The sequence below is a fragment of the Variovorax sp. GW821-FHT09D04 genome, from assembly GCF_059416405.1.
Genome location: NZ_JBWKPA010000004.1, coordinates 279,144 through 304,991, shown reverse-complemented (window position 1 = coordinate 304,991; position 25,848 = coordinate 279,144). Strand labels below are relative to the sequence as shown.

Genomic DNA, 25,848 nt, shown 5'->3' with positions numbered 1-25,848 from the left:
GCTAGCGTGGCGTGGCGGACGCACGGGGCACGCGCACGGTGGCGCTGGACGACGCCTCGGGGGCATCGGTGGCGGCCTCGACCTGCAGCCGGGTGTCGGGCGGCAGGGCGGGCAGTTCGATGTCGATGCCGGCCGACTGCCCGGCCAGCGCGTACTGCGACAGGCTCTTGCGCAGCAGCTCGGTGCCGTCCTCGCGGCGCACCACGAGCTGCGTGACCTGGATGTGCTCGCTGCCCTGGTTGTCGAACACCAGCCGCCAGGCGGTGCCTGCCGTGCCGGTGGCGCGCCCCGAAGGCTGCAGCGACCATTGCAGCGCACGGCGCAGCTGCAGCGGCGGCACGAAGATCGGCACGCCGATGCGCAGCAGCGTCTGCACCTTCGCGCCCTCGGTGCCGTCCGCAGGCAGCGCCTGATCGCGCGGCAGCTGGCGCAGGAAGATGCGGTAGCTGCGCTCGCCGGCGTCGGCCGGCACCTGCAGCCCGAGGCGCACGATCTGCCGCCCGCCCGGCGGCAGCCGGAAGATGGCCGGGTTGACCAGCACGTCGCGCGTGGGTTCGTAGGCATCGCGCCCGTCCTGCTGCGACCACGCCACCACCTCGGCCTGCACGGCGACCTCGGTGTCCTCGGCGTTGCCCATGGTGAGCGAGGCGACCGGGCGCTGCGGCGTGAGCACGATGCGCAGCGGCGCCACGCTGAGGCTGGTGGCCGCGGCGGGAGCGGGAGCAAGGGCGGCCAGCAGCAGGCCGGCCCCCCATGCGACTGGCAGCAGGGCGCGACGCATGCCGTGGCGGCCTGCGGTGAAGGCGGTCAACGGCGCCCTCAATAGGTCAGCGAGACCGTGATCGTGTCCGTGTAGTCGATGGCCGGCGCCGCGGTGTACTGCCCCGTGGGAATCAGGCCGTAGATCGTCTGCGTCTGGGGCGTCCCGTTGCCGACGTAGCCGGTGCCGGCGACGCTGTTGTCCCAGTTGGTCTGGTGCGCGCTGTCCTTGAAGAGGCCGTAGCCCAGCGTGTTGTTGCCGGCGGCCGCCGTGGGGCTGGTCATCAGGCGGTTCGTGATCGTCGCGCCCGAGCCGCCGCCCGCGCTCAGGCCGAGCGAGTAGGGCGTGCCGAAGGTGCAGGTCACGTTGAGGCTGGTGGTGCCGGCCAGGGCGGTGGCTGACGCCGGGTCGTACGGCCCGAACGCCAGCGTGGCCGGCGTGGTCATCAGGCAGGCCTTGAGCACCGTGGCCGTGACCTGGAAGGTCGTGGTCGTCGTGACTGCCTGCGCGGGCAGCAATGTCAACAAGGCACCGACGGGCAGCACAGTACGGGCCAGTGTGCGAAGGAGGGAGCGAGGCTGGTGGCGCATCGGACGGGACCTTTCATCGGTGACTGGAAACCCAGGAACGACAGTGAAAACCCACCCACCGTTTCCAGTAGTGGGCGCCCCCTTTCTAACCAATCTCTCCCCGATGGGACATAGGACGCAGCCCTGTCGTCGACAGCTTGCTACAGATTTTTCCGAGGCCGGGAGAGCTCATGAGTGATTTCGGTCTACAGCCTGGGCCGGGCCTAGGTCGGATGTCTTCATGGGGCGCGACCTCTTGTCGGAGGGGGGTGGTGCGTGCGGTGTATAGAACCGTTTACATTTACGCTCTTGGGAGTCGCCATCCAACGCCATTGCAACCTTGCCCGCGAGGTCCATCCAACGTGATCGCCGAAATACATGCTGATGCCGCGCCTGCTGGCCTCGCCTCGGGGTTCACCATGGCGTTCCAGCCCATCGTGGACCTGGGCCGGCACGAGATCTATGCGCACGAGGCGCTGGTGCGCGGCCTGTCGGGCGAAGGCGCCGCCGAGGTGCTGGGGCGCGTCGATCCGGTCGACCGCTTCGCCTTCCACGAAGCCTGCCGCGTCAAGGCCATCGAGATCGCCTCGCGCCTGGGCATGAAGTCGCGCCTCAGCCTCAACGTCATGCCCAACGACGTCGCGGGGCAGGCCGAGTGCTTCCGCACCGCCATGGCCGCCGCCAAACGCTGCAAATTCCCCGTGCGCCAGCTGATGTTCGAGATCACCGAGGGCGAGCGCGTGCGTGACCTGCACGGCCTGGCCGACACCTTCCGCGCCTTCAAGCGCCACGGCTTCACCTCGGCCATCGACGACTTCGGCGCCGCCTACGCGGGCTTCGAGCTGCTGGCCGCGTTCCAGCCCGACGTGGTGAAGATCGACCTGAGCCTGATCCGCGGCATCCATGCCGACCCGGTGCGGCTGACCATCGTGCGGGGCTTCGTCGCCACCTGCGACGAGCTGCGCATCCGCGTGATCGCCGAAGGCGTGGAGGCGCCCGAAGAGGTGCGCGCCTTGCGCGAGATCGGCGTGGAGCTGTTCCAGGGCTACCTGTTCGCGCGGCCGGCCATCGCCACGCTGCCGGCAGTGGCGTGGGACGCCGCCGCCTGAGCCTTCCCTGACCTCCGACGTTGGGGGTCAGACGTTGCTGGTCGCGCGCACTTCCTCGAGCGTGGTCCGGCCCGCCAGCACCTTCTCGATGCCGTCCTGACGCAGCGTGCGCATGCCCTCGCGCATCGCGGCGTCCTGCAGTTCCTCGGCGCGCGCACCGCCCTGCACCAGCCGGCGCAGCTCCCTCGACATCACCATCAGTTCGTGGATGCCCACGCGGCCCCGGAACCCGGTGTCGTTGCAGTGCTTGCAGCCGGTGCTCGTGTAGGTCTGCAGCTGGCCGTCGCGCCCGTGGCGCTGCACCCACTCGGCGCGCACGGCGTCGCGCGCGGCCGGCGTGTCCTGCGCGCCGAAGGCGTGCATGTAGTCGGCCAGCAGCTCCTCGACCGCCTCGCTCGTCGCCGGGCGGCTCTGCACGCACTGCGGGCACAGGCAGCGCACCAGCCGTTGCGCCAGCACGGCCAGCAGCGAGTCGGCGAAGTTGAACGGGTCCATGCCCATGTCGAGCAGGCGCGTCACGGTTTCGGGCGCACTGTTGGTGTGCAGCGTCGACAGCACGAGGTGGCCGGTGAGCGAGGCCTCGATGGCGGTCCTGGCGGTCTCGGCGTCGCGGATCTCGCCGACCATGATCACGTCGGGGTCGGCGCGCACGAAGGCGCGCAGCGCCTTGGCAAAGGTCCAGTCGATGCGCGGGTTGACCTGCACCTGGCGCAGGCCCGGCTGCGTGATCTCGATCGGGTCTTCGGCGGTCCAGATCTTGCGCTCGGGCGTGTTGATGCGCATGAGCGCCGAGTGCAGCGTGGTGGTCTTGCCCGAGCCCGTCGGGCCCACGCACAGCACCATGCCGTAGGGCCGGTCGACCGCCTGCGAAAACTGCGCCAGGTTGCGCTCGGACAAGCCCAGCGCATCGAGCGCGATGGGCTTGGCCGAGGCCAGGATGCGCATCACCACGTCTTCCAGGCCGTTGTTGGTCGGGATGGTGGCCACGCGCAGCTCGATGCGGTGCTGCGGCGAGTACTTCGAGAAGTTGATCTTGCCGTCCTGCGGCTTGCGCTTTTCGCTGATGTCCAGGTCGCACATGATCTTCACGCGCGCCACCACCGCGTTGCGGTAGCTGGGCGGCAGCTCCAGGTAGGTGTAGAGCCGGCCGTCGCGGCGAAAGCGGATGCGCGTCTTTTCCTGTCCCGGATCGCTCTCGATGTGGATGTCGGAGGCGCCCTCGCGGTGCGCTTCGAGGATCATGCTGTTGATCATGCGCACCAGCGAGTTGTCCGACTGCTCCACGGGCGGCTCGCCGGCGGCGGGCGCGGCGGCCGATTCTTCCTTCTCGAGCGTCTTCAGCAGCGTGCTGGTGCCCGTCATGTCGAACTCGAGCGGACGCATCGGGTCGTTCATGTCGATCACCGGGCGCTCGGCCGCCACCTGGCCGACCTTCTCGTAGGCCTTGTGCAGCACGCCGTCCAGGTCCAGGCACTGGCCCAGCACGGGAATGATCTTCGTCTGCGCGATGAACTCCACCTCGTCGATCACCGCGTGCCGGTTGACCGGGTCGTCGAGCGCCAGCACCAGGCGCCCGCCGTGCAGCATGAGCGGCATGACCTGCAGGCGCCGCGCGGCTTCGTGGCCCACCTTGCGCAGCGCGTCGGCCGCGGCCGGAAACACATGCAGGTTCACCAGCGGGTAGCCCATCTTGCGCACCAGCGCGGTCTGCAGCTGGCCCCGGCTCACGACGCCCATGCGCACCAGCGTCTCGCCCAGCGGCACCGTGGGCTCGCGCTGCTGCTGCTGGAGCGCCGCGTCGAGTTGCGCCTGCGTGATCATGCCCAGCGACATCAGCGCCTGGCCGATGCGCGCGATCGGCATGCGGCTTTGCAGGTCGAGCTCCTGCACGAGCTGTTCGGGCATGACGACTTCGGTGGCTGCCATGGATCGATCTCCTGGTGGTTGTGGGGGTGCGGCGGGTGTGCCGACGCTAACGGTAAAACGCGAAACGGTTGCGGCCCTGCGACTTGGCCGCGTAGAGCGCCGTGTCCGCCCGCGCGAGCAGTTCGCCGGCACCGACGGTGGCATCGACCGTCTCGACGAACACGATGCCGATGCTGGTCGTGACGTCCAGCCGCCGGCCTTCCACGGGGAACGCCGGCGCCGCGATCTGCGAGACGATCTTGTGCGCCACGCCCGCCACCGCGTCCTGCGAGTGCACGTTCTCCAGCACGATCACGAACTCGTCGCCGGCCAGGCGCACCACGGTGTCGGTCTCGCGCACGCTGGCGCGCAGGCGGCGCGCATATTCGGCCAGCACGCCGTCGCCGGTGGAATGGCCGAGCGTGTCGTTGATGGCCTTGAAGTGGTCGATGTCCAGGAACATCAGCGCCATGCCGCCTTCGGCGCGGCGCACGCGCGACATCGCCGCGGGCAGCTGCTCGTTGAAGGCCAGGCGGTTCGGCAGGCCGGTCAGCACGTCCATGCGCGCCAGCTCGATGAGCTTGCGCTCGGCCTCCTTCAGCGCCGTGACGTTGAAGGTCATGAGGTAGAAGCCCGCCGTGTGGCCCGCCAGGTCCTTGTCGGGAATCAGGTTCACCTGGAAGTGCGCCTCCCGGTCATCGATCGGCACCTGCACCGGGTACTGCGTGGCCCTGCCGGCGAGCACCGTGGGCAGGTGGGGCGTGTGCTGCACGTACACCGCCTCGCCCACGGCCGAGCGCAGCGTCACGCCGTCCAGCGGCACGCGCTCGTCCAGGCCCGCCATGCGCCGCGCGCGGCTGTTGCCGTACAGGCAGTTCTCGTCGCGGTCGAAGTAGGCGACCAGCGCGGGGATGTTGTCGGTCACGTCGCGCAGGCGCTTTTCCTGCTGCGTGAGGGCGCGGCGGATGTTCACTTCGTCGGTGATGTCGAAGGTCATCGCGAACACGCCGTGCACCATGCCCTCGGCGTCCTGGTCGGGGATGTAGTGGGCCTTGAAGGTGCGGTCGCCGATGCCCAGCGCCGCGTCGCCGGCCTTCTCGACGATCACCGTCTCGCCCGCCAGCGCGCGCTCCATGTGGGGCCGCACCACCGCGAAATCGGCCGCGCCTCGCACGGCCGGCATCCACTGGCCCACCAGCGGCTGGCCGTGGTGCAGCGTGCGCACCTTGGCATTGACGAAGGTGTAGTACAGCGCGGCGTCGACGTGCGAGACCAGCGCGGGAATGTTGTCGGCGATGGTGCGGATCTGCGCCTCGCTGTGCGCCAGCTCGAGCTCGATGTGCTTGCGCTGCGTGATGTCGAAGGTCATCGCGTAGTAGCCGCACACCCGCCCCTGCGCGTCGAGTTCGGGGATGAAGTCGGTCTGGAAGAAGTGCTCTTCCTCGTCGCGGTGCGCGGCGCCGCGCCGCTCGAAGGACACGGCCTCGCCGGCCAGCACGCGCCGCAGGTTGTGCTCGAGCGTCGGGTCGTCGTGCAGGCCGCTCATGCTCTGCACGGGCTGGCCCACCAGCTCCTCGGCGCTGTAGCCCAGCTCTTCGCACAGCCGCGCATTCACGAAGGTGTAGCGGCCCTGCGCGTCGGCGTGCGAGATCATGGCCGGCAGGTTGTCGGTGATGTCGCGCAGGAACTTCTCGCTGGCCTGGTGCTGCTGCATGAGCCGGTCGAAGGTGCGCGAGAGGTCACCGATCTCGTCGTCCGGGTAGGTGCGCGCCACGGCCGCCTGCGCGGGCGCCGCGTGGGCGTCGAGCATGTGGCGGTGCAGCCCGGTGAGCGGGCGCAGCTGCTGGCGCACCACGGCCAGCGCCAGCGCGCCGGCCAGCAGCGCCAGCACGATGGCGCCGATCCACGCGGTGCGCTCGATGGCTTCGATGCGGGCAAAGGCCTCGTGGCGCGGGTACATCGAGCCCATGATCCAGTCGGCCTGGCGGATGCGCTTGAAGGCGTACAGGCCGGGCACGCCCGCATGGTTCACGCCTTCGATGGTGCCTTCGAAGCCGCCGATCGCGCGGTCCAGGTCGGGCGCGTCGTCGGCCATGGCCATGTTGGCCTGCTTGAGCACGCGGTCGGCCAGCGGGTGGTCGATCACGATGCCGTCGGCGGTGGTGATGAACACGTAGCCCGTCTGGCCGAAGCGCACGTCGGCCAGCTCGCCCAGGATGTTGCGGTCCTTCAGGTTGATGGAGCCCGAGATCACGAACAGCACCCGGCCGGCCGCATCGAGCACCGGCTCGGTGATGGCGACCTGCGCCAGGCCGTTGAGCCGGTTGCGGTAAGGCTCGGAGATCACGCCCGTGCGTGCGGCGACCGTGTCCTTGAAGTACGCGCGGTCCTTCACGTTCACCTTGCCGATCTGTCGCGCGCCGTTCAGGTTGGCGACCAGCTCGCCGTCCGTGTCCAGGAAGGCGACGTTGTCGAACGCCGCCCGCAAGGACTGGTGCTTTTCCAGAAAAGCCTGCAGCGGCGCGGCGTTCGTGATGCCGTGCGAGCCCACGCTCTCGGCGATCGTCTTCAGCAGGATGCGCCGGCTGGCGAACTTCTGCTCCACCGCGCTCGCGATGGCCGACAGCCGCGCGAACTCCTCGTTGGCGATCGAGGCCTGCATGCGGCTCTTGACCAGGTGCAGCGCCACCGTGGCGATGATGAAGGTGGTGGCCAGCACGACGGCCGCAACGCCGACGCTGAGGCGCGTGTTCAGGCTGATGCGGCGTTTCGCGGTCGCGAAGAGTTTCATGGGCGTCGTGCAGGCGGTGCAGCGAAGCGGCGGGGACCACCGGCCGGGCCGGCCAGGGGGGCACGGCACACACCCTTCGCGCGTTGCGCAGCTAGTGTGTCAGAAAGTGCGAGAAATGCGCGCCATTGCGGTGCATCTCGCGGGGTTCCCGGGGGCCGGAGTGTTGCGCAGGTGCGCGAGGGAAACCAATCGTATTACTCGACGCGCGGCGGCGGCTCCGATCGGGCGGCCGCGGGCGAGCGGGCCGGCGCGATGAGCACCATCGCGCCGTCCTGCCCGCGCCGCACGCGCAGGCGCGTGCCGTCGAGCAGGCGCTCCAGCGCCGCGTCGGCGGCGACCTTTCCCCTGATGCCCCGGGTCGAGAGGTCCTTGACGTCTTCCATCTTGTAGATGAGCTGCACGCCCGACTGCGCGATGTAGGCGTCGAGCGCGGGCCGCAGCTCGCCGCCCTTCACGTCGAACTCCCGCGCGTGGGCGCAGGCCAGCCCCGTCGCCAGCAGGCCGGCGGCGGCCACGAAGGCAAGGCGGGGGCGGGTGAGCAAGAGGGCAAGGAAGGTGGGGGGCTGCCTCCGGATTCGAATCATGTCGGTCTGTTTTCCGCGAATTGGTTTTTCTTCTGCCCCCGGTGAGACGAGTTCGAGCGCACTTTCCGGTAACGGGGCAAGGGGGAAAAGCCCTCGGGCCCGGCCTTCTAGAATTTCCGGGTCCGCCGCCGGGCATGGGAATTCAAGGAAATTTCGCCGGCGGGCCTTCGCGCGTTACCGGAAATCTTCGGGCCGTTCGTCTCACTGTCTGTCGCCAATCCCGGCGACCTGCCGCTTTGTGTGTCGGCCCTTCAATTTCCAGGAGCGCTTCGTGGTTCTCAGTGACTTGGATGCCTGGTTCGTCAGCGAGGTGCTGCCGATGGAAGCCGCGCTCACGCGCTTCCTTCGCCGCAACTGGCGCGACGACGCCGAAGTGCCCGACCTGCGGCAGGACGTCTACGTGCGCATTTACGAGTCCGCCTCCAGATCCATGCCCGACCAGGTCAAGCCTTTCGTTTTTGCCACCGCGCGCAACCTGCTGATCGACCGCGCCCGGCGCGCGCAGATCGTTTCCATCGAGATCATTGCCGACCTCGACGCGCTCGATTTCTCGGCCGACGAGCTCACGCCCGAGCGCCACGCCGCCGGCCGCGGCGAGCTGCGGCTGCTGCAGACGGCGCTCGACGCGCTGCCCTCCAAGTGCCGCCGCGTGGTCGAGATGCGCAAGATCGACGGGCTCTCGCAGCGCGAGGTCGCCACGCAGCTGGGCATCACCGAGGACACGGTCGAGCGGCAGGTGTCGCGCGGCGTGCGCGCCCTGGCCGACGCCCTGCTGTCGGGCGGCGTGCAACTGGACACCAAGGCCTTCGGGCGAGCGCAGAACGAGCGGAGGCTCTCACCATGAGCGAAGCCCAGCGCATCGAATCGTTGGCCGCCGACTGGCTGGCCCGCCGCGACAGCGGCGACTGGACCGACACCGACCAGCAGCAGCTGGACGCCTGGATCGCCGCCTCCATCGCCCACCGCGTGGCCTGGCTGCGGCTGTCCAGCGCCTGGGAGCGCGGCGACCGGCTGGGCGCGCTGCGCACGCCGGCGATCCCGATCCCCGCGCCGACGCCTGCACCACAGCCGCAGACGGCGCGTCCGCCTCAACGCCTGTCGCGCTTCTCGCTGCAGCGCATCGCCGCCGGCGTGCTGGTGGCCGCCGCAGGCACGGCCTGGCTCGGCTGGCAGTACACGCAGGAAGAACGCGGCCAGCACTACGCCACAGTCGTGGGTGCGCGCCAGTCGGTCGCGTTGTCCGACGGCTCCAAGCTCACGCTGAACACCGCCACGCAGGTGCGCACGGCCGTGAACGACAGCGGGCGCAAGGTGTGGCTCGATGCGGGCGAGGCCTACTTCGACATCGCGCACGACAAGAACCATCCCTTCGTCGTCATCGCCGGCGACCGCCGCATCACCGTGCTGGGCACGCGCTTCCTCGTGCGGCGCCAGGGCGAGCAGGTGAACGTGACGGTGGAGGAGGGGCGCGTACAGATCGCCGCGGCCAAGCCCGATGCCCGAAGCGCCGAGCCCACCGTGCTCACGCGCAACCAGGCCGCGGTCACGCATGCCGACAACGTGCTCGTGATGTCCAAGGCACCCAAGCAGGTCGACGACGAACTCAGCTGGCGCGAAGGCAAGCTCGTGTTCGACCAGACCACGCTGGGCGACGCGGCCGCGCAGTTCAACCGCTACAACCTGCGCAAGCTCGTGATCGCCGACCCGGTCATCGCGCAGGTGCGCATCGGCGGCAGCTTCGATGCGAACAACATGAGCGGCTTCGTGGGGCTTCTCAAGCAGGGCTTCGGTCTTGCCGCGCATGAGAGCGGCAACGAAATCAGAATTTCGAATCCGTAAATTACCGGAATGTGACGGGGCATTCGTCTCAGTGGGTACCCAAACAAATAACCACGCTGGAGACACACACAATGAATCGCACCGCGCCCCGCACCGGCCTGCCGCCCCAGAAGAAGAAGCGAACGTACGGCGCACTGCGCCCCTGGGTCATCGGCGGCGCGTGGGCGCTGGCCAGCGGCATGGCCGCGCACGCACAGACGCAGGCCCCGCCGCAGGGCTTCGACGTGAGCGGTGGCGATCTCAAGACCGCGCTGGACGCCTACATCGCGCAGGGCGGCGTGCAGCTGCTCTACAAGGTCGACGACGTGAAGGGCGTGGCCACGCGCGGCGTGAAGGGCGCGCTGTCGCCGCAGGACGCGCTGGCGCGGCTGCTCGAAGGCACGCCGCTGCAGACGCGCCGCGGTGACGACGGCGCCATCGTGATCTACACGGCCGCCGCTGCGAAGCCGCAGGCCGACGAGGCGCCGCAGTCGCTCGACAGCGTCACCATCACCGCCACGCGCCGCCGCGAGCCGGTGCGCGAGATCCCGATGCAGGTCAACGTGATGAAGGCGCAGGCACTGGAACGCGCGGGCGCGAAGAACCTGGCCGACTACGTGGCCGAGCAGCCGGGCGTGAACCTCACCAGCAGCGGCAGCGTGGGCGGCACGCTCACCATGCGCGGGCTGACCACCGGCCCGGTGCAGGGCATCGCGACCGTGGGCGTGTACGTGGACGACGTGGCCACCGGCATGAGCTCGGCCGGCGCGAGCGGTGGCAATACGCCGCTGGACATGGGCATGCTCGACCTGAGCCACATCGAGGTGCTGCGCGGCCCGCAGGGCACGCTGTACGGCGCGGGCGCCATGAGCGGCGTGCTCAAGTACGTGACCAACCAGCCCGACACCATGGAGTTCGCGGGCTCGGTGAAGCTGGGCACCTCGTGGACGCAGGGCGGCGGTCCGGGCTTCACGACCGGCGCGGTGCTCAACGTGCCGCTCAAGGAAGACGTGGCGGCCGTGCGCTTCGCCGCCTTCACCGACCAGTTCGGCGGCAGCTACGACGCCACGGGCCTGGCGCGCGGGCGCAACATCGACCGCGGCCACACCGACGGCGGCCGGGTCTCGCTGCTGCTCACGCCCACGCGCGAACTCACGGTGCGCCTCACGGGCACCGTGCAGGACGTGCATCGCAAGGGCCTGGGCTTCGAGGACATGGACCAGCGCACGCTGCGCCCCTGGACGCGGGAGCGCACGCGCCAGCTGTCGGCCAACGAGTCGTACAGCAACCTCACGCAGCTGTTCGGGCTGGACGTGGAATACGACTTCGGCTGGGCCCGCCTGAACTCGATCACCTCCGCGCAGGACGTGAAGATCAACAACACCGTCGACGTCACCGGCCGCTACGGGCCGCTGCTGAGCGCGCTGCGCGTGCCGGTGGCCTCGGTGCCGGTGAACAGCGCCGTAGAGCAGCACCGCGTCAGCCAGGAGTTCCGCCTGACCTCGCGCTCGGGCACCACCATCGAGTGGCTGGCCGGCCTGTACCTGAACCGCGAACGCGGCAGCAACAACGGCGTCATGGACGCCAACCTGATCGGGGGCCGCAGCCTCGGCCTGCTGACCTCGACGCAGTCCTCGCGCTACCGCGAGGAGGCGGCCTACGGCGACGTCACCTGGAACGTGACGCCCAAGTTCTCGCTCACCGGCGGCGTGCGCCTGGCGCGCAACAACCAGAAGTACGCCAGCCGCCAGACCGGCCAGCTCGTCGGGTCGGTCGCCGCCAGTGCCGCCGGCACCTCGTCGGAAAGCCCGACCACCTACCTGGCCGCGGCCAAGTACACGCTGTCGGACACGAGCACCATGTACTTCCGCGCGGCCAGCGGCTACCGCCCCGGCGGTCCCAACGTGCTCAAGGCCGACACCGACCGCAACGTGGTGCAGCCGATGTACAACTCCGACTCGCTGTGGAGCTACGAGCTGGGCTACAAGGCCGACCTGCTGGACCGCACGCTGTCGCTGGAGGCGGCGCTGTACGACATCGAGTGGACCGGCGTGCAGCAGCCCACGCGCAGCGGCGCCTTCGTGTTCGTCACCAACGCGGGCGCGGCCCGCATCAAGGGCAGCGAAGTCACGCTCAACTGGAAGCCCAGCAAGGAATGGCGCTTCACCGCCAATGCCGCGGCCGTCGATGCGCGCCTGACCGAGGATGCCAAGGGCCTGGGCGCCAAGGCCGGCGCGCGCCTGCCGCACACGCCGCGCTTTGCCGCCACGCTGGGCGTGACGCGCAACTTCAGCCTGGCCGACCACCCGGCCTACGTCGGCATCAGCGCGCGCTACACCGGCAAGCGCGATGCGGGCTACCGCGGCAGCACGGCCATTCCGAGCATCAACATGCCGGCCTACACGCTGGTCGACCTGCAGGCGGGCATCGACTTCAAGCGCTTCAGCGTCTCGGCCTACGTGCGCAACCTGACGAACAAGCGCGGCATCGTGTCGATCGAAACCGGACTCAACGCGAACCCGAACCTGGTGACCGCGGCGCTCGTGCCCGCGCGCACCATCGGCGTGAACGTCAACGTTCCGTTCTGACATGTCGGGCCTCCCACCGTTCGCGGCACCGATGCCGCTGGATGCGGCCGCCCCTGCGGCCCTGGAAACGACCCGCAAGGCGCCCACCAGCGCCTGGTATGCGCTGGCGGTGCTCATCATCGCGACGGTGCTGGGCTCGATCGACAAGGTCATCCTCACGCTGCTGACGGAGCCGATCCGCCAGACGCTGTCGCTGTCCGACACGCAGCTCGGGCTGCTGCAGGGCGCGGGCATCGTGCTGTTCACCGGCATCGCCACCTTGCCGCTGGGCTGGCTCAGCGACCGCTACGACCGGCGCGTGGTGCTCGCGGCCTGCGTGGTGCTGTGGAGCGCCGCCACCGCCATGCGCGGCACGGCCATGGACTATGGCGTGCTGTTCGTCGCCTCCGTCGGCCTGGGCGTGGGCGAGGCGGGCCTCACGCCCATCACCAACAGCATGATCCCCGACCTGTTCCCGCGGGCGCAGCGGGTGCTGGCGAATGCGGTGTTCGCGCTGTCGGCCATCTTCGGCAGTGCACTGGGCGCGCTGCTGGGCGGCACCATCGTGCACCTCACCGACGACCTGCGGCCCTGGCTGCCGGTCGCGATGCAGCAGCTCGAAGCCTGGCGCCTGACCTTCTTCGTGCTGGCGAGCGCCGGCATTCCGGTGACGCTGCTGGTGCTATCGATCCGGCGCACGCCGCGCGGCGGCGCACCGGAAGCCAAGGCCAAGCCGGGGGCACCGGCCGCCGACGCACCGGGCGCCACGACCCTGCGCCAGCACCTGCGCCAGCACTGGCGCACCTTCGCGGGCCTGGTGGTCGGCGTGGGCCTGACCAGCGTGGGCCTGAGCTCGCTGGGCACCTGGCTGCCGATCCTCACGGCGCGCACCTACGGCGTCACGCCGGTGCAGATGGGGCAGGGCATGGGCCTGGCCTTCCTGTGCGGCACGGTGGCCGGCGGCCTGCTGGGCGTGCTGTCGATGCGCTACGTGCAGCCGCGCATGGGGCCGGCCGCGGCGCTGCGCCTGATCATGCTGGGCAACCTCTCGGCGGCGCTGATGTCGACGCTGCTGCTGTTCACGAGCTCGGCCAACCACAACTTCGCGCTGCTGGGCCTCTTGGTGGTGCCGCTCATCGGCAGCGCGGTGCTGCTGCCCAACGTGCTGCAGGACGCGGCGCCGCCGCACCTGCGCGCCCGCACCATCGCCATGCTCACGCTGGCCAGCCTGCCCTTCGGCGTGGTGGGTCCGCTGGTGGTGGGCATGTTGTCGGACGCCCTCAAGTCGATGCCCAACGGGCTGGCGGTGTCCATCGTCGTGACCACGCTGGTCGGCGGCAGCCTGGGCGCCATGGTGCTGCGCGCCGCCGAAGGCCCGTTCGTTCGCCTGATGCGCGAAGCGAAGCCGAACTGAGCCTTCCGCGTCGAGATCCCGCTCCCCCTTTCATCGTTCGTTGTTCCTCCATGTCACAACCACACCCTTCAGCCTCTCTTCCTGACACCGCCTCCGCACTGGCCGCCATCGACGCGCTGGTGGCGCCCCTGAACCGCAGCGACGCGCCCGGCCTGGTGCTGGCCATCGCGCAGCATGGCCGCCTGCTGTACCGCCGCGCCGTCGGCATGGCCAGCCTGGAGATGGGCGTGGCGCTCACGCCGACCACGCGCATGCGCATCGCCTCCACCAGCAAGCACTTCACGGCCATGGCCGTGCTGCTGCTGGCCGAAGACGGCCTGCTCGACGTGGAAGACCCGGTGCAGAAGTACCTGCCCGAGCTGCCGCAACTGAGCGCCAGCGGCCCCACGCTGCGCCACCTGCTCACGCACACCAGCGGCTGGCGCGGCCATGACGAGCTGTGGGCCATCGCGCACGGCCTCACCTTCACGCTGCCCGGCCCGGGCCTGCCGGCCATGGCGCGCCAGAGCGAGCTGAACTTCGAGCCCGGCACGCACATGGTCTACAGCAACGGCGGCTACTTCCTGCTGGCCAAGATCGTCGAGCGCGTGAGCGGCAAGAGCTTCAACGACTTCCTGAAGGCGCGCCTCTTCGACCCGCTGGGCATGGCGGACACCTCGTCGGTGGTGACCGACCTGGACGTGGTCCCCGGCATGGCCGGCCTGTACATGCCCGCGCCCGGCGGCGGCTGGCGCCGCGGCCTGTACCCGTGCGAACTCGACGGCGGCGGCTCGCTGGTGTCGACGGCGGACGACATGCTGCGCTGGCTCGCCCACATGCACGGCAGCGAGAAGATCGTGGGCAGCGCAAAGAGCTGGGCCCTGCTGTCGGCGCCCACCACGCTGTCGTCGGGCTCGAAGGTGAACTACGGCTTCGGCCTCGCGCGCCATCCGTACCGCGGCGTCGAGATCGTGCACCACGCGGGCGCCGTGCTCGGCGCGCAGTCGCAGATGATCAGCGTGCCCAGCCACGGGCTGGACATCATCGCCATGGTGAACGGCGCGCCCGTGTCGCCGTCGGCGCTGGCCCTCAAGGTGATCGAGCTGCTGCTGGGCGACGCGCTCGCGCCGCCCGAGGTGCGCCCGCTGGCCAGCGCCTTCCCCGCGCTGCCCGGCCAGCGCTACCACGCCCCCTCCACCGGCGGCCTGCTGGGCTTTGCGGACGTGGCCGGCAAGCTGGCGCTGTCGTGGCAGGCCGGCGAGCCCAGGCCCCTGAACCAGGGCGACGGCAAGCTCTGGCTGGGCCTGCAGGACCTGCCGACGAACGACCTCGTGATCGACACCGTCGACATCGATCCGCAACGCGCACCCGATGCCTTCGTGCTGCACGAAGGTGGCCAGCCGCGCCGCTTCGAGCGCCTGCCCGAGACCGCGCCCGATGCCGCGTCGCTCGCCGACGAACTGTGCGGCGACTACACCAGCCCCGACCTCGACGCCACCGCGCGGATGGTGTTGGTCGACGGCAGGTTGCAGCTCACCGTGCAGGGCCGCCACGGCCAGCACGCGTGCGTGCTGACGCCGCTGTCGGCCGACGTGGCCACGCTCGCCTCGGTCGACCCGGTGCTGGCCCAGCTGGGCAAATCGGTTCTCAACGTGGAGCGCAAGGGCGGCCGGGTCGTGGGACTGCTGTTTGCCACCACGCGCTCGCGAAACATCCACCTTGCCCGCCAGGAGCCCCGCGCATGAAGTTCTTCACCACCCTGTTCGCCACCGAGACCAACACCTTCGTCTCGGCCCCCACCGGCCTGGGCAGCTACGAGGAATACGGCATCTTCCGCGGCGACGCCAGCACGCGCGACGCCACCGGCTACGGCCTGTACGCGGTGGAAGTGCGCCGGCAGCTGGCCGCCGAAGGCCATGAAACGGTCGAGAGCCTGCTGGCCTTCGCGCAGCCGCTGGGGCGCACCGTGCGCAGCGTGTACGAGCGCCTGCGCGACGAAATCCTGGACGACCTGCGCAAAGCCGGCCCGGTCGACGGCGTGATCCTCGTGCTGCACGGCGCGATGGTGGCCGACGGCTACGACGACTGCGAAGGCGACGTGATCTCGCGCGTGCGCGAGATCGTCGGGCCGAACGTGCCCATCGGCGTGTCGCTCGACCTGCACTGCCACTTCACGCAGAAGATGGTGAACACGGCCGACGCCATCATTTGCTACAAGGAATATCCGCACACCGATGCGTTCGAGCGCCTGACCGAGCTGATCCGCATCGTGGTCGACACCGCGCAGGGCCGCGTGAAGCCCGTGACGGCCGTGCACGACTGCCGCATGGTCGGCAAGTGGCACACCACGCGCGAACCGATGGCCGGTTTCGTGCGCCGCATGCAGGACGCCGAAAAGCTGCCGGGCGTGCTCTCGGTGTCGCTGGGCCATGGCTTCCCCTGGGCCGACGTGCCCGAGTCGGGCGCCAAGCTGTGGGTGGTGACCGACAACGACCCCGCGCTGGCCGCCAAGCTCGCCGAAGAACTCGGCCGCGGCTTCTGGGACCTGCGCCACGAGACCGGCGTGCCCTCGCTCTCGATCGACGAGACGCTCGCCAAGGCCATGGCCGTGCAGGGCGGCCCCGTGGTCATCGCCGACACCGCCGACAACCCCGGCGGCGGCGCCACCAGCGACAGCACCTTCATGCTGCGCGCCGTGGTCGAGCGCGGCATCGGCGACGTGGCCTTCGGCGGCGTGTGGGACCTGGGCGCGGTGCAGCTGTGCCGCGACGCGGGCGTGGGCGCGAGCTTCGAGCTGCGCCTGGGCGGCAAGTGCGGCCCGGCCTCGGGCGATCCGATCGACCTGCACGTGACCGTGATGAACGTGGTGGAGGCGCACTCGCAGGGCGGCCTCTCGGGCGTGCGCACGCCCATGGGCCCGTGCGTGTGGGTGCAGGCGGCCGACGGCGTGGACATCGTGCTCATCAGCAAGCGCAACCAGGTCATCGGCGCCGACCTCTTCACGGGCCTGGGCATCGACCTGGCGGCCAAGAAGCTGGTCATCGTGAAGTCGGCGCAGCACTTCCATGCGGAGTTCGGGCCCCTGGCCAAGTCGGTGCTGTACGTGTCGACGCCGGCCTCGCTGAGCACCGACTTCGCCAACCTGCCGTACCGCGTGCGCGACCTGGACTACTGGCCGCGCGTGGAACAGCCCGGTCGCCCGCACCACATGGCCGCGCCCGGCGAGCTGTACACCATCGACGGCCGCGCCATGCACCTGCAGCGCAGCGGCCCCCTGCCGGCCAGCGCCGCGCAGCCCACGCTCGTGATCGAGGCCGGCGGCGGCTGCGCCTCGCCGACCTACGCGCGCCTGCAGCAGGCGCTGGCGGCCAAGCACCCGGTGATCAGCTACGACCGCGCCGGCATGGGTTGGAGCGAAGCCGACGACGCGCCCTTCGACGGCGAACGCACCGCGCACCGCCTGCACGCGTTGCTCGCAGCCGCCGGTGTGACGGGCCCGATCGTGCTCGTCGGCCATTCGCTCGGCGGCCTGCTGAACCGGGTCTACGCAGGCCTGTACCCGCAGCAGGTCGCAGGCGTGGTGATGCTCGACGCCAGCCACCCCGACCAGTTCGCGATGTACGAGCACCCGCCCGAATCGCAGTTCGCGGCCGAGCGCGTCAAGCGCGCGGACTTCCAGGCCGGCGGCACGCCGCCGCCGGAGCAGGCGCCCATCGAGGCCCTGTTCGCCGACATGCCGCAGGTGCTGCGCCAGATGAAGGCGACCTACACGCCCGAAGCGCTCGACACCATGGTGGCCGAGGTGCGCGGCCTGCCGCACGTCGCGCGCCAGGCGGCCGCGTCGCCCGACTTCGGCGCGCGTCCGCTGGCCGTGCTGTGGGCGAAGCAGCAGCCGCTGCCGGCCGGCGCCGACCCGGCCATTGCCGCGGTGCAGCAGCGCTGGCCCGAGTTCCAGGAGGCGCATGCGGCGCTGTCGACGCAACGCCGCCTGGCCTGCATCGAAGGCGCCGCGCACATGACGCTGGTGCTGCTGCCGCCGCTGGTGCAGCGCGTGGCCGAGGAAATCGACGGCGTGATGGCGCAGATCGCGTCCGGAACCGGCCGATGACGCCCCTGGCCGAACTCACCACGCCCGCGCTGCTGCTCGACGTCGGCGTGCTCGAACGCAACTGCGAAGCGATGGCGCAGCGTGCGGCGCGCCACGGCGTGGCGCTGCGCCCGCACCTGAAGACGGCCAAGTCGGCCGAAGTGGCGCGCCGCGCCACGCGCGGGCAGGCCGGCGGGCTCACGGTGTCGACCGTGGCCGAGGCCGCTTACTTCGCGCGCCACGGCTTCACCGACCTGACCTATGCCGTGGGCATCGACGCGAACAAGATCGAGGCGCTGCACGACATCCAGCGCGCGCACGGCGCGCGCGTGACGCTGCTGGCCGATTCCGTCGAGGCCGTGCAGGCGGCCGGTGCCCGCGCGCGGGCGCTGGGCGCGAGCTTTCGCGTGCTGCTGGAGATCGACACGGGTGGTGGCCGCGGCGGCGTCGGTCCGCGCGACGACGGCCTGCTCTCGCTCGCGCGCGAGGTGCAGCGCAGCGAATCGCTGGCGCTGGCCGGCGTGCTCACGCATGCGGGCCACAGCTACCACGTGCAGGGCGGCACGGCGATCCGCGCCATCGCCGAGGCCGAGCGCGCCGGCGCCGTGCATGCGGCCGAACGGCTGCGCGCGGTCGGCATTCCGGTCGAGGTGGTGAGCGTGGGCTCCACGCCCACGGCGGTGTGCGCGCAGACGCTCGAGGGCGTCACCGAGATGCGCCCCGGCGTCTACACCTTCTTCGACCTGGACCAGGCGGCGCGCGGCATCTGCGGCGTGGACGAGATCGCGCTGTCGGTGCTGGCCACGGTGATCGGCCACAACCCGCGCTCGCGTCGCGTGCTGATCGATGCCGGCGCGCTCGCGCTGTCGAAGGACCAGTCGGCGGCCGAGTTCCGCGCCGGCCTGGGCTTCGGGCTGGTGTGCCGGGCCGACGGCACGGTGCCGCTGCCCGGCCTGTGCGTGGCCGAGCTGCACCAGGAGCACGGGCTGATCGCCTGCGAAGGCGATGACGACGCACAGGCCATGTTCCGCGCGCTGCCCCTGGGCGCCCGCGTGCGCGTGCTGCCGCACCACGCCTGCATGACGGCCGCGCCCTACGACCGCTACCACGTGGTGGACGGCGCGGGCAGCGGCGTGCAGGCGGTCTGGGACAAGGCGCACGGCTGGCAGGCCGGCGCCTGAAGCCAATCAATTTTTCTGGAGAAGACAACGATGACGAAGACATTCCTTGCACGGCTGACGGCCGTGGCCGCGCCCTTTGTTCTGGCCCTCGGCCTGGGCAGCGCGCCGCAACTCGCAGGCGCCCAGACGCCGGCCGCACCGCAGGCCGCGGCCAGTGCTGCTGCCGCCACGCCGGCGCCCGTGGCGGTGCCCGAAAAGCCTGCCGCCCCGGTCGCCGCGCCGGCCGCCACCGCCAAGGTCGACAACCCCTACGGCGTGGGCGCGCTCTGGTCGCAGAGCGATGCCGTCGCCAAGGCCGTGCTCGCCATCCTGGCGATCATGTCGATGGGCAGCTGGTACGTGATCGTCACCAAGCTGCTCGAGCAGATGCGCATGGGCCGCCAGACGCGCGCGGTCGACAACGAGTTCTGGAACGCGGGCACCGTGCAGGCCGGCACCGCGCGGCTGGCCGAGGGCAGCCCGTTCCGCTTCATCGCCGACGCCGGCATGCAGGCCACGCAGAAGCACGACGGCCTGCGCGGCAAGGTCGACTTCGCCGATTTCGTCGACCTGTGCATCCACCGCGCCACCGAGCGCGTGCAGCGGCGCCTGGGCAACGGCATGTCGCTGCTGGCCACCGTGGGCTCCACCGCGCCCTTCGTCGGCCTGTTCGGCACCGTCTGGGGCATCTACCACGCGCTCACCGCCATCGGCGTGGCGGGGCAGGCGTCGATCGACAAGGTGGCGGGCCCGGTGGGCGAGGCGCTCATCATGACCGCCATCGGCCTGGCCGTGGCCGTGCCCGCCGTGCTGGGCTACAACTGGCTCCTGCGTCGCAACATCACCGTGATGGACGACGTGCGCGAGTTCAGCGGCGAGCTGCATTCCGTGATCCTGGCCGGCAGCGCCGCGGCCTGACGCGCGCGCACGCACGCAAGCGGATCGCGCCATGGCGATGAACATCCCGGCCTCCGGGGGAGACGAGGAACAGGCCATCGCGGCCATCAACACCACGCCGCTGGTCGACGTGATGCTGGTGCTGCTGATCATCTTCCTCATCACCATCCCGGTGGTCAATTACTCGGTGCCCGTCGCGGTGCCGAAGGAGCGCAACGAGGTGCGCGAGAGCAAGCCCGAGACCGTCGTGATCTCGGTGGACGCCGCCGGCCGCACCTACTGGTACGACACGCCGGTGCGTGACACGCCCGCGCTGGTGGCGCGGCTCACCAAGGTGGCGGCCCTGAACCCGCAGCCCGAGGTGCACATCCGCGGCGACTGGCATTCCGACTACGAGCCGGTGGGCCGGATCATCTACGCCTGCCAGGCGGCCGGGATCGCCAAGGTGGGCTTCATCACCGAGCCGCCCGCGCGCAACTGAGACGAGCAGACAGCGAGACAAGCAAGCCATGCCAAGAAAACAGAAGCAGGGGCGGCGCAGCAGCACGCCTTCCGACGAGCCGATGATGGACATCAACACCACGCCGCTCATCGACGTGATGCTGGTGCTGCTGATCATGCTGATCATCACCATCCCGATCCAGCTGCATTCGGTGAACCTGAACATGCCCACGGGCAACCCGCCGCCCAGCGAGTTCAAGCCCGAGGTGCTGCGCATCGACATCGACGCACTCAGCGTCGTGCAGTGGAACGGCGAGCCGCTGGCCGACCGCAGCGAGATGGAACGGCGCTTCGAGCAGGTCGCCGCGCAGGCCGTGCAGCCCGAGGTGCACCTGCGGCCCGACCGCCGCGCCAAGTACGAAGTGGTGGCCGGCGTGATGGCCTCGGCGCAGCGCACGGGCGTGAGCAAGCTGGGCATCGTGGGCGCGGAGCAGTTCATCCCATGAAGCGCTCCCGCAAGGACTTCAACCCGAAATCGCGCTTCGGGCCCGTGGGCATCGCGGTGATGGTGCTGTTCCACGTCGGCGTGGGCTACGCGCTCGTGTCGGGGCTGGCGCGCCAGACGGTCGAGCTGATCAAGAAGCCGATGGACGCGACCATCATCAGCGAGATCAAGCCGCCGCCCCCCCCGCCACCGCCGCCCCCGCCGCCGAAGAAGATCGTGCGCCAGGAAACGCCCAAGGCCCCGCCGCCGCCGCGCCCGGCCTACGTGCCGCCGCCGGCCGTGACACCGCCCGCCACGTCGGCGCCCGCGATCACCGCCGTGCAGAACACCGAGCCCGTGCCGCCGCCGCCGGCCGCACCGCCGGCGCCCCCCGCGCCGCCGGCCCCGCCGAAGGCGACCACCACCGACATCGCGGTGGCCTGCCCGCGGCAGGTCAAGCCCGAGATGCCGCGCAAGGCGATGGACGAAGGCATCGGCGGCGTGGTCAAGGCCGAGGTGCGCATCAAGGGCGGCCATGTGCAGGAAGTGCGCTTCCTGTCGGGGCCGCGCGTGTACCACTCGGCCGTGCGCGCCGCGGTGATGCGCTATGAATGCCAGACCACGGGCGACGCCGAGGTGCTGGCGACGCAGGAGTTCGTCTTCCGCATCGAGTAGGGGGAAGGAGCCGGTCTCTCTTCTTCAGACAGATCGGCCCATGGCGAGCGCGCGCATCACGGCGGCCGTGCGCGTCTCCACGCCCAGCTTCACGTAGACATGCTCCAGGTGCTTGTGCACGGTGCGGGGGCTGATCGTCAGCAGCGCGGCGATCTCGGCATCGGTCTTGCCCTGCGAGAGCCAGTGCATGACATCGCCCTCGCGCGGCGTGAGGCCGGCGGGCTGTGCATCCGGCAACGGCGCCGGCGTGCGGCAGGCCAGCCGGTACAGGAAGGCCACCGCCATCGCATGCTCCAGCCCCACGCGCCGGCAGTAGTCGGCCTGCTGGGCGGCGCGGCGCAACTCGCGCCGGCCCGGCGCCTTGGCGATGCGGCGGGTGGTGCGCGTGGGATGCGCGTCGGCGCTGCGATGCCGCACGGGCACATGGCCGGACTCCAGTTTGTCCAGCAGGCGAAGTGCGCTCGCCCAATCGTTGCGCGACAGGTGCGTCATGGCATGCCCTTTCACGGTGCATACGCATTGCTGCGTATGGCGCCCGCACGCATCGAGAGACAGGATGCTCGCAGGCCCTTTGCCTCGAATTCAGTATAGGCAGGCAGCGGGCGCGCCAGTCGCTTGTCGACGAAGGGGATACACATGGCCATCGACGAAACACGGCTTAACGCGTTCATGGGTAACTTCGTCCACGACATCGGGGCCGTGATGCATGCGGCCACCATCGTCGTCGGCGACCAGCTCGGCCTGTACAAGGCGCTGGCCGAAGGCCCCGCCACCGCGGAGCAGCTGGCCCGCCGCACCGAGACCGATCCGCGCTACCTGCGCGAATGGCTCTCGGCCCAGGCCGCCAGCGGCTACGTCGAGTACGACCCGAAAGGCGAGCTGTTCTCGCTGACCGAGGAACAGGCCTTCGCGTTGGCCGAGGAAGGCAGCCCGGCCTTCGTGCCCGGCGCGTTCCAGATCGCCGTGGCGCAGTTCAAGATCATTCCCAAGATGGTCCAGGCCATGCGCACGGGCCTGGGCATCGGCTGGCACGAGCACGACGTGGCCCTGTTCCATGGCACCGAGCGCTTCTTCCGGCCCGGCTACGCGGCCAACCTGGTGAGCCAGTGGATTCCGGCGCTCGAAGGCATCGAGCCCGTGCTGAAAAGCGGCGCGCGCGTGGCGGACGTGGGCTGCGGGCACGGTGCCTCGACGCTGCTGATGGCGCAGGCCTATCCCCAATCCAGCTTCGTCGGCTTCGACTACCACGCGCCTTCGATCGAGCGTGCGCGCGAAACCGCGCGCAAGGCCGGTGTCGACGATGAAAAACGCCTGCGCTTCGAGGTCGCGAGCGCCAAGGATTTCCCCGGCGAAGACTACGACCTCGTCGCCGTCTTCGACTGCCTGCACGACATGGGCGATCCCGTCGGCGCGGCCGCGCACGTGCGGCGCACCCTCAAGCCGCAGGGCACGTGGATGATCGTCGAGCCCTTTGCCAACGACCGGCTGGAGGACAACATCAACCCGGTGGGGCGCGTGTTCTATTCGGCCTCCAGCTTCATCTGCACGCCGGCCTCGCGCTCGCAGGAAGTGGGGCTGTGCCTGGGGGCGCAGGCCGGTGAAGCGCGCCTGCGCGACGTCGTCTCGCAGGGCGGCTTCTCGCACTTCCGCCGGGCCAGCGAAACGCCCTTCAACCTGATCTTCGAAGCACGTCCGTAAGGACAAAGGAGGCGCCATGTCCCGCCAATACATCGACTGCCGCGAGTACCCGAGCACGATGAACTGCAGTGTCGCGCTCTGCGCCGATTCCGAAGGCGAACTGCTCGATGCCGCCGTCCAGCACGCCGTGGCCGTGCACGGCCACACCGACACGCCCGAACTGCGCAAGCAGCTGGCGAGCATGTTCAAGGCCGGTACGCCGCCGGTGGAGCTCGCGAAGACGCCCGCCTGACTGGCGGACTGACGGTCCTGCGCGGCCCCGGCCGTCGTCACGAACCTTGATGCAGATCAAACGCTTGCATCGGCAAGGCCCTTAGCCTGCCCCGATGCAAGCTTCCGCCGCGCTCGCGCCGTTTCCGTCCGTTCCATCGTCCACGGGGGCTGACGCCCGCGCCGACGCCTGGCAGCTGCTCGACGATCCCGCCGAGTGGGCCGCGTTCGGCCGCCCGCTGGAGGCCGGAACGGGCCGCTGGGAATCGCAGGTGGCGGTCGAAGGCATGCACTGCGCGGGCTGCGCCTTCACCGTCGAGGCCGCGCTGGCGCAGGTGCCCGGCGTGGCCGAGGTGCAGGTGAATGCCGCGAGCCGGCGCGCGCGCGTCGTGTGGTCGGCCACGGCCACGCGGCCTTCGCGCTGGTTCGAGGCCAGCGCGCGCGCGGGCTACCCCTTGCTGCCGGCCGGCAGCCGCAGCGCGCGCGAGACGCGCACGCGCGAACTGCGCATGGCGCTGTGGCGCTGGCTGGTCGCGGGCTTTTGCATGATGCAGGTGATGATGTACGCCTACCCGGCCTACGTCGCGCGCCCCGGCGACATGACGGCCGATGCGGCGCAGCTGCTGCGCTGGGCCTCGTGGGTGCTCAGCCTGCCCGTGGTGCTGTTCTCGTGCGGGCCCTTCTTTCGCAGCGCCTGGCGCGACCTGCGCATCGGCCGCGTCGGCATGGACCTGCCCGTGACCTTCGGCGTGGTCATCACCTTCGTGGTGAGCACCGCCGCCACCTTCGACCCCACGGGGCCGCTGGGACACGAGGTCTACTTCGACTCGCTGACGATGTTCGTCTTCTTCCTGCTCACCGGCCGCTGGCTCGAGGCACGGCTGCGCGACCGCACGGCCGGCGCGCTCGAGGCGCTGATGCACCGGCTGCCCGACAGCGTCGAACGCCTCGGGCCCAACGGCGAATGGACCCGCGTGGCGGTGCGCCGGCTCGCGGCGGGCGACGTGGTGCGCGTGCGCCCTGGCGAGGCCTTCCCGGCCGACGGCACGGTGATCGACGGCGACACCACCGCCGACGAGGCGCTGCTCACCGGCGAGTCGCGCCCCGTGCCGCGCCCCCGCGGCGACCGCGTGCTCGCGGGCAGCCACAACCTCTCGGCCGTGGTGCAGGTGCGCATCGCCTCGGTGGGCGAGGGCACGCGCTTCGCGCAGATCGTGCGGCTCATGGAGAACGCCGCGCTCGAAAAGCCGCGCCTGGCCCGGCTGGCCGACCGCGTGGCGCGGCCTTTTCTCATCGCGGTGCTGGCCTGTGCGCTCGGCGCGGGCGCGCTGTGGTGGGCGGTCGATCCCGGCAAGGCGCTGATGGCCGCGGTGGCGGTGCTGATCGTCACCTGCCCGTGCGCGTTGTCGCTGGCCACGCCCGCCGCGATGCTCGCGAGCGCGGGTGCGCTGGCGCGCGGCGGCGTGCTCACGTCGAACCTGCAGGCGCTGGAAGCACTGGCCGGCGTCGACACCGTGGTGTTCGACAAGACCGGCACGCTCACGGGTGACACGCCGCGCCTGGAACGCGTGTACTGCCGCCAGGGCCTGCGCCCCGGCGATGCGCTGGAGATCGGTGCGGCGCTCGCGGCGCTGTCGCTGCACCCGGCGGCGCGCGCGCTCGTCAATGCCTGGCAGGCGCAGTTCCGCGCGCCGCCGGCCTGGTCGGCGATGCAGCTGCGCGAGACGGTGGGGCAGGGCGTGGCGGCCTCGCTGCACCGGCGTGATGCGGTGGACGACCACGGTGCGCGCCCCGTGCGATTGGGCTCGGCGGTCTTCTGCGAAGTGCCGCCGCTGCAGGTCGATGCGGCGCAGATCCACCTGAGCGACGAAGACGGCTGGCTCGCCAGCTTCGTGCTCGCCGAGGAGCTGCGCCCCGACGCCACGCAGGCCGTGGCGGCGCTGCAGGCGCAGGGGCTGTCGGTGCGCCTGCTGTCGGGCGACCGCGAGAACGCGGCGCGTGCCATCGGCGCGCAGGCCGGCATCGCGGCGGTGCAGGGCGACTGCGCACCGGAAGACAAACTCGAGGTGCTGTGGCAATTGCAAGCAGCCGGGCGCGAGGTGGCGATGGTCGGCGACGGCCTGAACGACGGCCCCAGCCTGGCGCGCGCCAATGCCTCGTTCGCCTTCGGCCACGCCGTGCCGCTGTCGCGTGCACGCTCCGACTTCGTGGTGCTTGGCGATGCGCTGCAGGCCATTCCCGCGGCCGTGGCGCAGGCGCGCCGCACGCTGCGCGTGGTGCGCCAGAACCTGTTCTGGGCCGCGGCCTACAACGCCGTGTGCGTGCCGCTGGCCGTGGCCGGCTGGCTGCCGCCGTGGCTCGCGGGGCTGGGCATGGCGGCGAGCTCGCTGCTCGTGGTGCTCAACGCGGCGCGGCTCGCTGCACCAGGGAAAGCGGCGGTGGCCTGATGGACGTGCTGTTCCTGCTCGTGCCGCTGTCGGTGGTGCTTGTTCTGGCGATCCTCGGAGGCCTTTGGTGGGCCATCGAACGCGGCCAGTTCGAGGACATCGAGGTCGAAGGCGACCGCATCCTGAAGAATGACTAACCCCCAGGCTACGCGCACTTCGTGTCGCTTTGCCAACCCCCTTGCAGGGGGCACACCCTGCGGCCTGGCATAGCCAGTTCCGCGGGTGTTCTGGCACGGCCTGCTCCGCGGCCTTC

At 70.6% G+C, this 25,848-nt stretch carries 22 protein-coding genes; 16 read left to right on the top strand and 6 right to left on the bottom strand.

The window, feature by feature from the left end; genetic code table 11:
• Window position 1: 1 nt before the first annotated feature.
• Window positions 2-811 (bottom strand): fimbrial biogenesis chaperone, encoded by an 810-nt coding sequence (locus AC07O4_RS15740; protein ID WP_495305045.1) that lies wholly within the window; start codon window positions 809-811, stop codon window positions 2-4.
• An 8-nt stretch (window positions 812-819) separates the two neighbouring features.
• The gene (locus AC07O4_RS15735; RefSeq protein WP_495305044.1) at window positions 820-1,284 is read right to left on the bottom strand and encodes a Csu type fimbrial protein; all 465 of its coding nucleotides are present in this window, start codon (window positions 1,282-1,284) and stop codon (window positions 820-822) included.
• A 464-nt stretch (window positions 1,285-1,748) separates the two neighbouring features.
• Here AC07O4_RS15735 and AC07O4_RS15730 point away from each other — a divergent pair, with 464 nt between their 5' ends.
• Entirely contained in the window at window positions 1,749-2,438 is a 690-nt protein-coding gene (locus tag AC07O4_RS15730) for an EAL domain-containing protein (RefSeq protein WP_062477265.1), read from the top strand.
• 27 nt (window positions 2,439-2,465) lie between these two features.
• On the opposite strand, the gene AC07O4_RS15725 is transcribed toward AC07O4_RS15730, so the two are convergent.
• The 3 genes from AC07O4_RS15725 to AC07O4_RS15715 all read right to left on the bottom strand — a co-directional run bounded on the left by AC07O4_RS15725 (window position 2,466) and on the right by AC07O4_RS15715 (window position 7,676).
• On the bottom strand, window positions 2,466-4,364 hold the full coding sequence (locus tag AC07O4_RS15725) for a GspE/PulE family protein (RefSeq protein WP_495305043.1): 1,899 nt from the start codon (window positions 4,362-4,364) through the stop codon (window positions 2,466-2,468).
• A 46-nt stretch (window positions 4,365-4,410) separates the two neighbouring features.
• Window positions 4,411-7,134: a sensor domain-containing diguanylate cyclase gene (locus AC07O4_RS15720; RefSeq protein ID WP_495305042.1), complete on the bottom strand. Its 2,724-nt coding sequence runs from the start codon at window positions 7,132-7,134 to the stop codon at window positions 4,411-4,413.
• A 194-nt stretch (window positions 7,135-7,328) separates the two neighbouring features.
• A complete protein-coding gene (locus tag AC07O4_RS15715) occupies window positions 7,329-7,676 on the bottom strand; it encodes an STN domain-containing protein (protein WP_495305041.1) in 348 nt (115 codons plus the stop codon).
• 313 nt (window positions 7,677-7,989) lie between these two features.
• On the opposite strand from AC07O4_RS15715, the gene AC07O4_RS15710 reads away from it, so the two are divergent.
• From AC07O4_RS15710 to AC07O4_RS15660, 11 genes are all read left to right on the top strand, one after another.
• The gene (locus tag AC07O4_RS15710; protein ID WP_223301388.1) at window positions 7,990-8,562 is read left to right on the top strand and encodes an RNA polymerase sigma factor; all 573 of its coding nucleotides are present in this window, start codon (window positions 7,990-7,992) and stop codon (window positions 8,560-8,562) included.
• Entirely contained in the window at window positions 8,559-9,557 is a 999-nt protein-coding gene (locus AC07O4_RS15705) for a FecR family protein (RefSeq protein ID WP_495305040.1), read from the top strand. The genes AC07O4_RS15710 and AC07O4_RS15705 overlap by 4 nt, the downstream gene beginning before the upstream one ends.
• 71 nt (window positions 9,558-9,628) lie before the next feature.
• A complete protein-coding gene (locus AC07O4_RS15700; protein WP_495305039.1) occupies window positions 9,629-12,124 on the top strand; it encodes a TonB-dependent receptor in 2,496 nt (831 codons plus the stop codon).
• A gap of 1 nt (window position 12,125) precedes the next feature.
• Window positions 12,126-13,517, top strand: a complete 1,392-nt coding sequence (locus AC07O4_RS15695; RefSeq protein WP_495305038.1) for an MFS transporter — start codon at window positions 12,126-12,128, stop codon at window positions 13,515-13,517.
• A gap of 50 nt (window positions 13,518-13,567) precedes the next feature.
• Window positions 13,568-15,241 (top strand): serine hydrolase domain-containing protein, encoded by a 1,674-nt coding sequence (locus AC07O4_RS15690; protein WP_495305037.1) that lies wholly within the window; start codon window positions 13,568-13,570, stop codon window positions 15,239-15,241.
• Entirely contained in the window at window positions 15,238-17,604 is a 2,367-nt protein-coding gene (locus tag AC07O4_RS15685; RefSeq protein WP_495305036.1) for an alpha/beta fold hydrolase, read from the top strand. The genes AC07O4_RS15690 and AC07O4_RS15685 overlap by 4 nt, the downstream gene beginning before the upstream one ends.
• Window positions 17,601-18,764, top strand: coding sequence for an alanine racemase (locus tag AC07O4_RS15680; protein WP_495305035.1), 1,164 nt, complete (start codon window positions 17,601-17,603; stop codon window positions 18,762-18,764). Before AC07O4_RS15685 ends, AC07O4_RS15680 begins: the two co-directional genes overlap by 4 nt.
• 30 nt (window positions 18,765-18,794) lie before the next feature.
• Entirely contained in the window at window positions 18,795-19,661 is an 867-nt protein-coding gene (locus AC07O4_RS15675; protein ID WP_495305034.1) for a MotA/TolQ/ExbB proton channel family protein, read from the top strand.
• Between the two features lie 31 nt (window positions 19,662-19,692).
• Window positions 19,693-20,121, top strand: coding sequence for an ExbD/TolR family protein (locus AC07O4_RS15670; protein WP_095948763.1), 429 nt, complete (start codon window positions 19,693-19,695; stop codon window positions 20,119-20,121).
• Window positions 20,122-20,149: 28 nt separating this feature from the next.
• On the top strand, window positions 20,150-20,587 hold the full coding sequence (locus tag AC07O4_RS15665) for an ExbD/TolR family protein (protein ID WP_495305033.1): 438 nt from the start codon (window positions 20,150-20,152) through the stop codon (window positions 20,585-20,587).
• Window positions 20,584-21,240, top strand: a complete 657-nt coding sequence (locus AC07O4_RS15660; RefSeq protein WP_070062086.1) for an energy transducer TonB — start codon at window positions 20,584-20,586, stop codon at window positions 21,238-21,240. Before AC07O4_RS15665 ends, AC07O4_RS15660 begins: the two co-directional genes overlap by 4 nt.
• 24 nt (window positions 21,241-21,264) lie before the next feature.
• On the opposite strand, the gene AC07O4_RS15655 is transcribed toward AC07O4_RS15660, so the two are convergent.
• A complete protein-coding gene (locus AC07O4_RS15655; protein ID WP_062482955.1) occupies window positions 21,265-21,732 on the bottom strand; it encodes a helix-turn-helix transcriptional regulator in 468 nt (155 codons plus the stop codon).
• Between the two features lie 144 nt (window positions 21,733-21,876).
• Here AC07O4_RS15655 and AC07O4_RS15650 point away from each other — a divergent pair, with 144 nt between their 5' ends.
• From AC07O4_RS15650 to ccoS, 4 genes are all read left to right on the top strand, one after another.
• Window positions 21,877-22,938 (top strand): class I SAM-dependent methyltransferase, encoded by a 1,062-nt coding sequence (locus AC07O4_RS15650; RefSeq protein ID WP_495305032.1) that lies wholly within the window; start codon window positions 21,877-21,879, stop codon window positions 22,936-22,938.
• A 16-nt stretch (window positions 22,939-22,954) separates the two neighbouring features.
• Window positions 22,955-23,170 carry a DUF1059 domain-containing protein gene (locus AC07O4_RS15645; protein ID WP_070062088.1) on the top strand — a complete coding sequence of 72 codons (216 nt, stop codon included), beginning with the start codon at window positions 22,955-22,957 and terminating at the stop codon, window positions 23,168-23,170.
• Window positions 23,171-23,264: 94 nt separating this feature from the next.
• Window positions 23,265-25,595, top strand: coding sequence for a heavy metal translocating P-type ATPase (locus AC07O4_RS15640; RefSeq protein WP_495305031.1), 2,331 nt, complete (start codon window positions 23,265-23,267; stop codon window positions 25,593-25,595).
• Window positions 25,595-25,732 carry a cbb3-type cytochrome oxidase assembly protein CcoS gene (gene ccoS, locus AC07O4_RS15635; RefSeq protein ID WP_095948759.1) on the top strand — a complete coding sequence of 46 codons (138 nt, stop codon included), beginning with the start codon at window positions 25,595-25,597 and terminating at the stop codon, window positions 25,730-25,732. The genes AC07O4_RS15640 and ccoS overlap by 1 nt, the downstream gene beginning before the upstream one ends.
• The last annotated feature ends 116 nt before the right edge of the window (window positions 25,733-25,848 follow it).

Excerpts from the sequence above, each read along its gene's own strand:
- AC07O4_RS15730 (WP_062477265.1), top strand. The coding sequence starts at position 1,749 with ATGGCGTTCCAGCCCATCGTGGACCTGGGCCGGCACGAGATCTATGCG.
- AC07O4_RS15725 (WP_495305043.1), bottom strand. The coding sequence starts at position 4,364 with ATGGCAGCCACCGAAGTCGTCATGCCCGAACAGCTCGTGCAGGAGCTC.
- AC07O4_RS15720 (WP_495305042.1), bottom strand. The coding sequence starts at position 7,134 with ATGAAACTCTTCGCGACCGCGAAACGCCGCATCAGCCTGAACACGCGC.
- AC07O4_RS15705 (WP_495305040.1), top strand. The coding sequence starts at position 8,559 with ATGAGCGAAGCCCAGCGCATCGAATCGTTGGCCGCCGACTGGCTGGCC.
- AC07O4_RS15700 (WP_495305039.1), top strand. The coding sequence starts at position 9,629 with ATGAATCGCACCGCGCCCCGCACCGGCCTGCCGCCCCAGAAGAAGAAG.
- AC07O4_RS15695 (WP_495305038.1), top strand. The coding sequence starts at position 12,126 with ATGTCGGGCCTCCCACCGTTCGCGGCACCGATGCCGCTGGATGCGGCC.
- AC07O4_RS15690 (WP_495305037.1), top strand. The coding sequence starts at position 13,568 with ATGTCACAACCACACCCTTCAGCCTCTCTTCCTGACACCGCCTCCGCA.
- AC07O4_RS15685 (WP_495305036.1), top strand. The coding sequence starts at position 15,238 with ATGAAGTTCTTCACCACCCTGTTCGCCACCGAGACCAACACCTTCGTC.
- AC07O4_RS15680 (WP_495305035.1), top strand. The coding sequence starts at position 17,601 with ATGACGCCCCTGGCCGAACTCACCACGCCCGCGCTGCTGCTCGACGTC.
- AC07O4_RS15675 (WP_495305034.1), top strand. The coding sequence starts at position 18,795 with ATGACGAAGACATTCCTTGCACGGCTGACGGCCGTGGCCGCGCCCTTT.
- AC07O4_RS15670 (WP_095948763.1), top strand. The coding sequence starts at position 19,693 with ATGGCGATGAACATCCCGGCCTCCGGGGGAGACGAGGAACAGGCCATC.
- AC07O4_RS15665 (WP_495305033.1), top strand. The coding sequence starts at position 20,150 with ATGCCAAGAAAACAGAAGCAGGGGCGGCGCAGCAGCACGCCTTCCGAC.
- AC07O4_RS15660 (WP_070062086.1), top strand. The coding sequence starts at position 20,584 with ATGAAGCGCTCCCGCAAGGACTTCAACCCGAAATCGCGCTTCGGGCCC.
- AC07O4_RS15655 (WP_062482955.1), bottom strand. The coding sequence starts at position 21,732 with ATGACGCACCTGTCGCGCAACGATTGGGCGAGCGCACTTCGCCTGCTG.
- AC07O4_RS15650 (WP_495305032.1), top strand. The coding sequence starts at position 21,877 with ATGGCCATCGACGAAACACGGCTTAACGCGTTCATGGGTAACTTCGTC.
- AC07O4_RS15645 (WP_070062088.1), top strand. The coding sequence starts at position 22,955 with ATGTCCCGCCAATACATCGACTGCCGCGAGTACCCGAGCACGATGAAC.
- AC07O4_RS15640 (WP_495305031.1), top strand. The coding sequence starts at position 23,265 with ATGCAAGCTTCCGCCGCGCTCGCGCCGTTTCCGTCCGTTCCATCGTCC.
- ccoS (WP_095948759.1), top strand. The coding sequence starts at position 25,595 with ATGGACGTGCTGTTCCTGCTCGTGCCGCTGTCGGTGGTGCTTGTTCTG.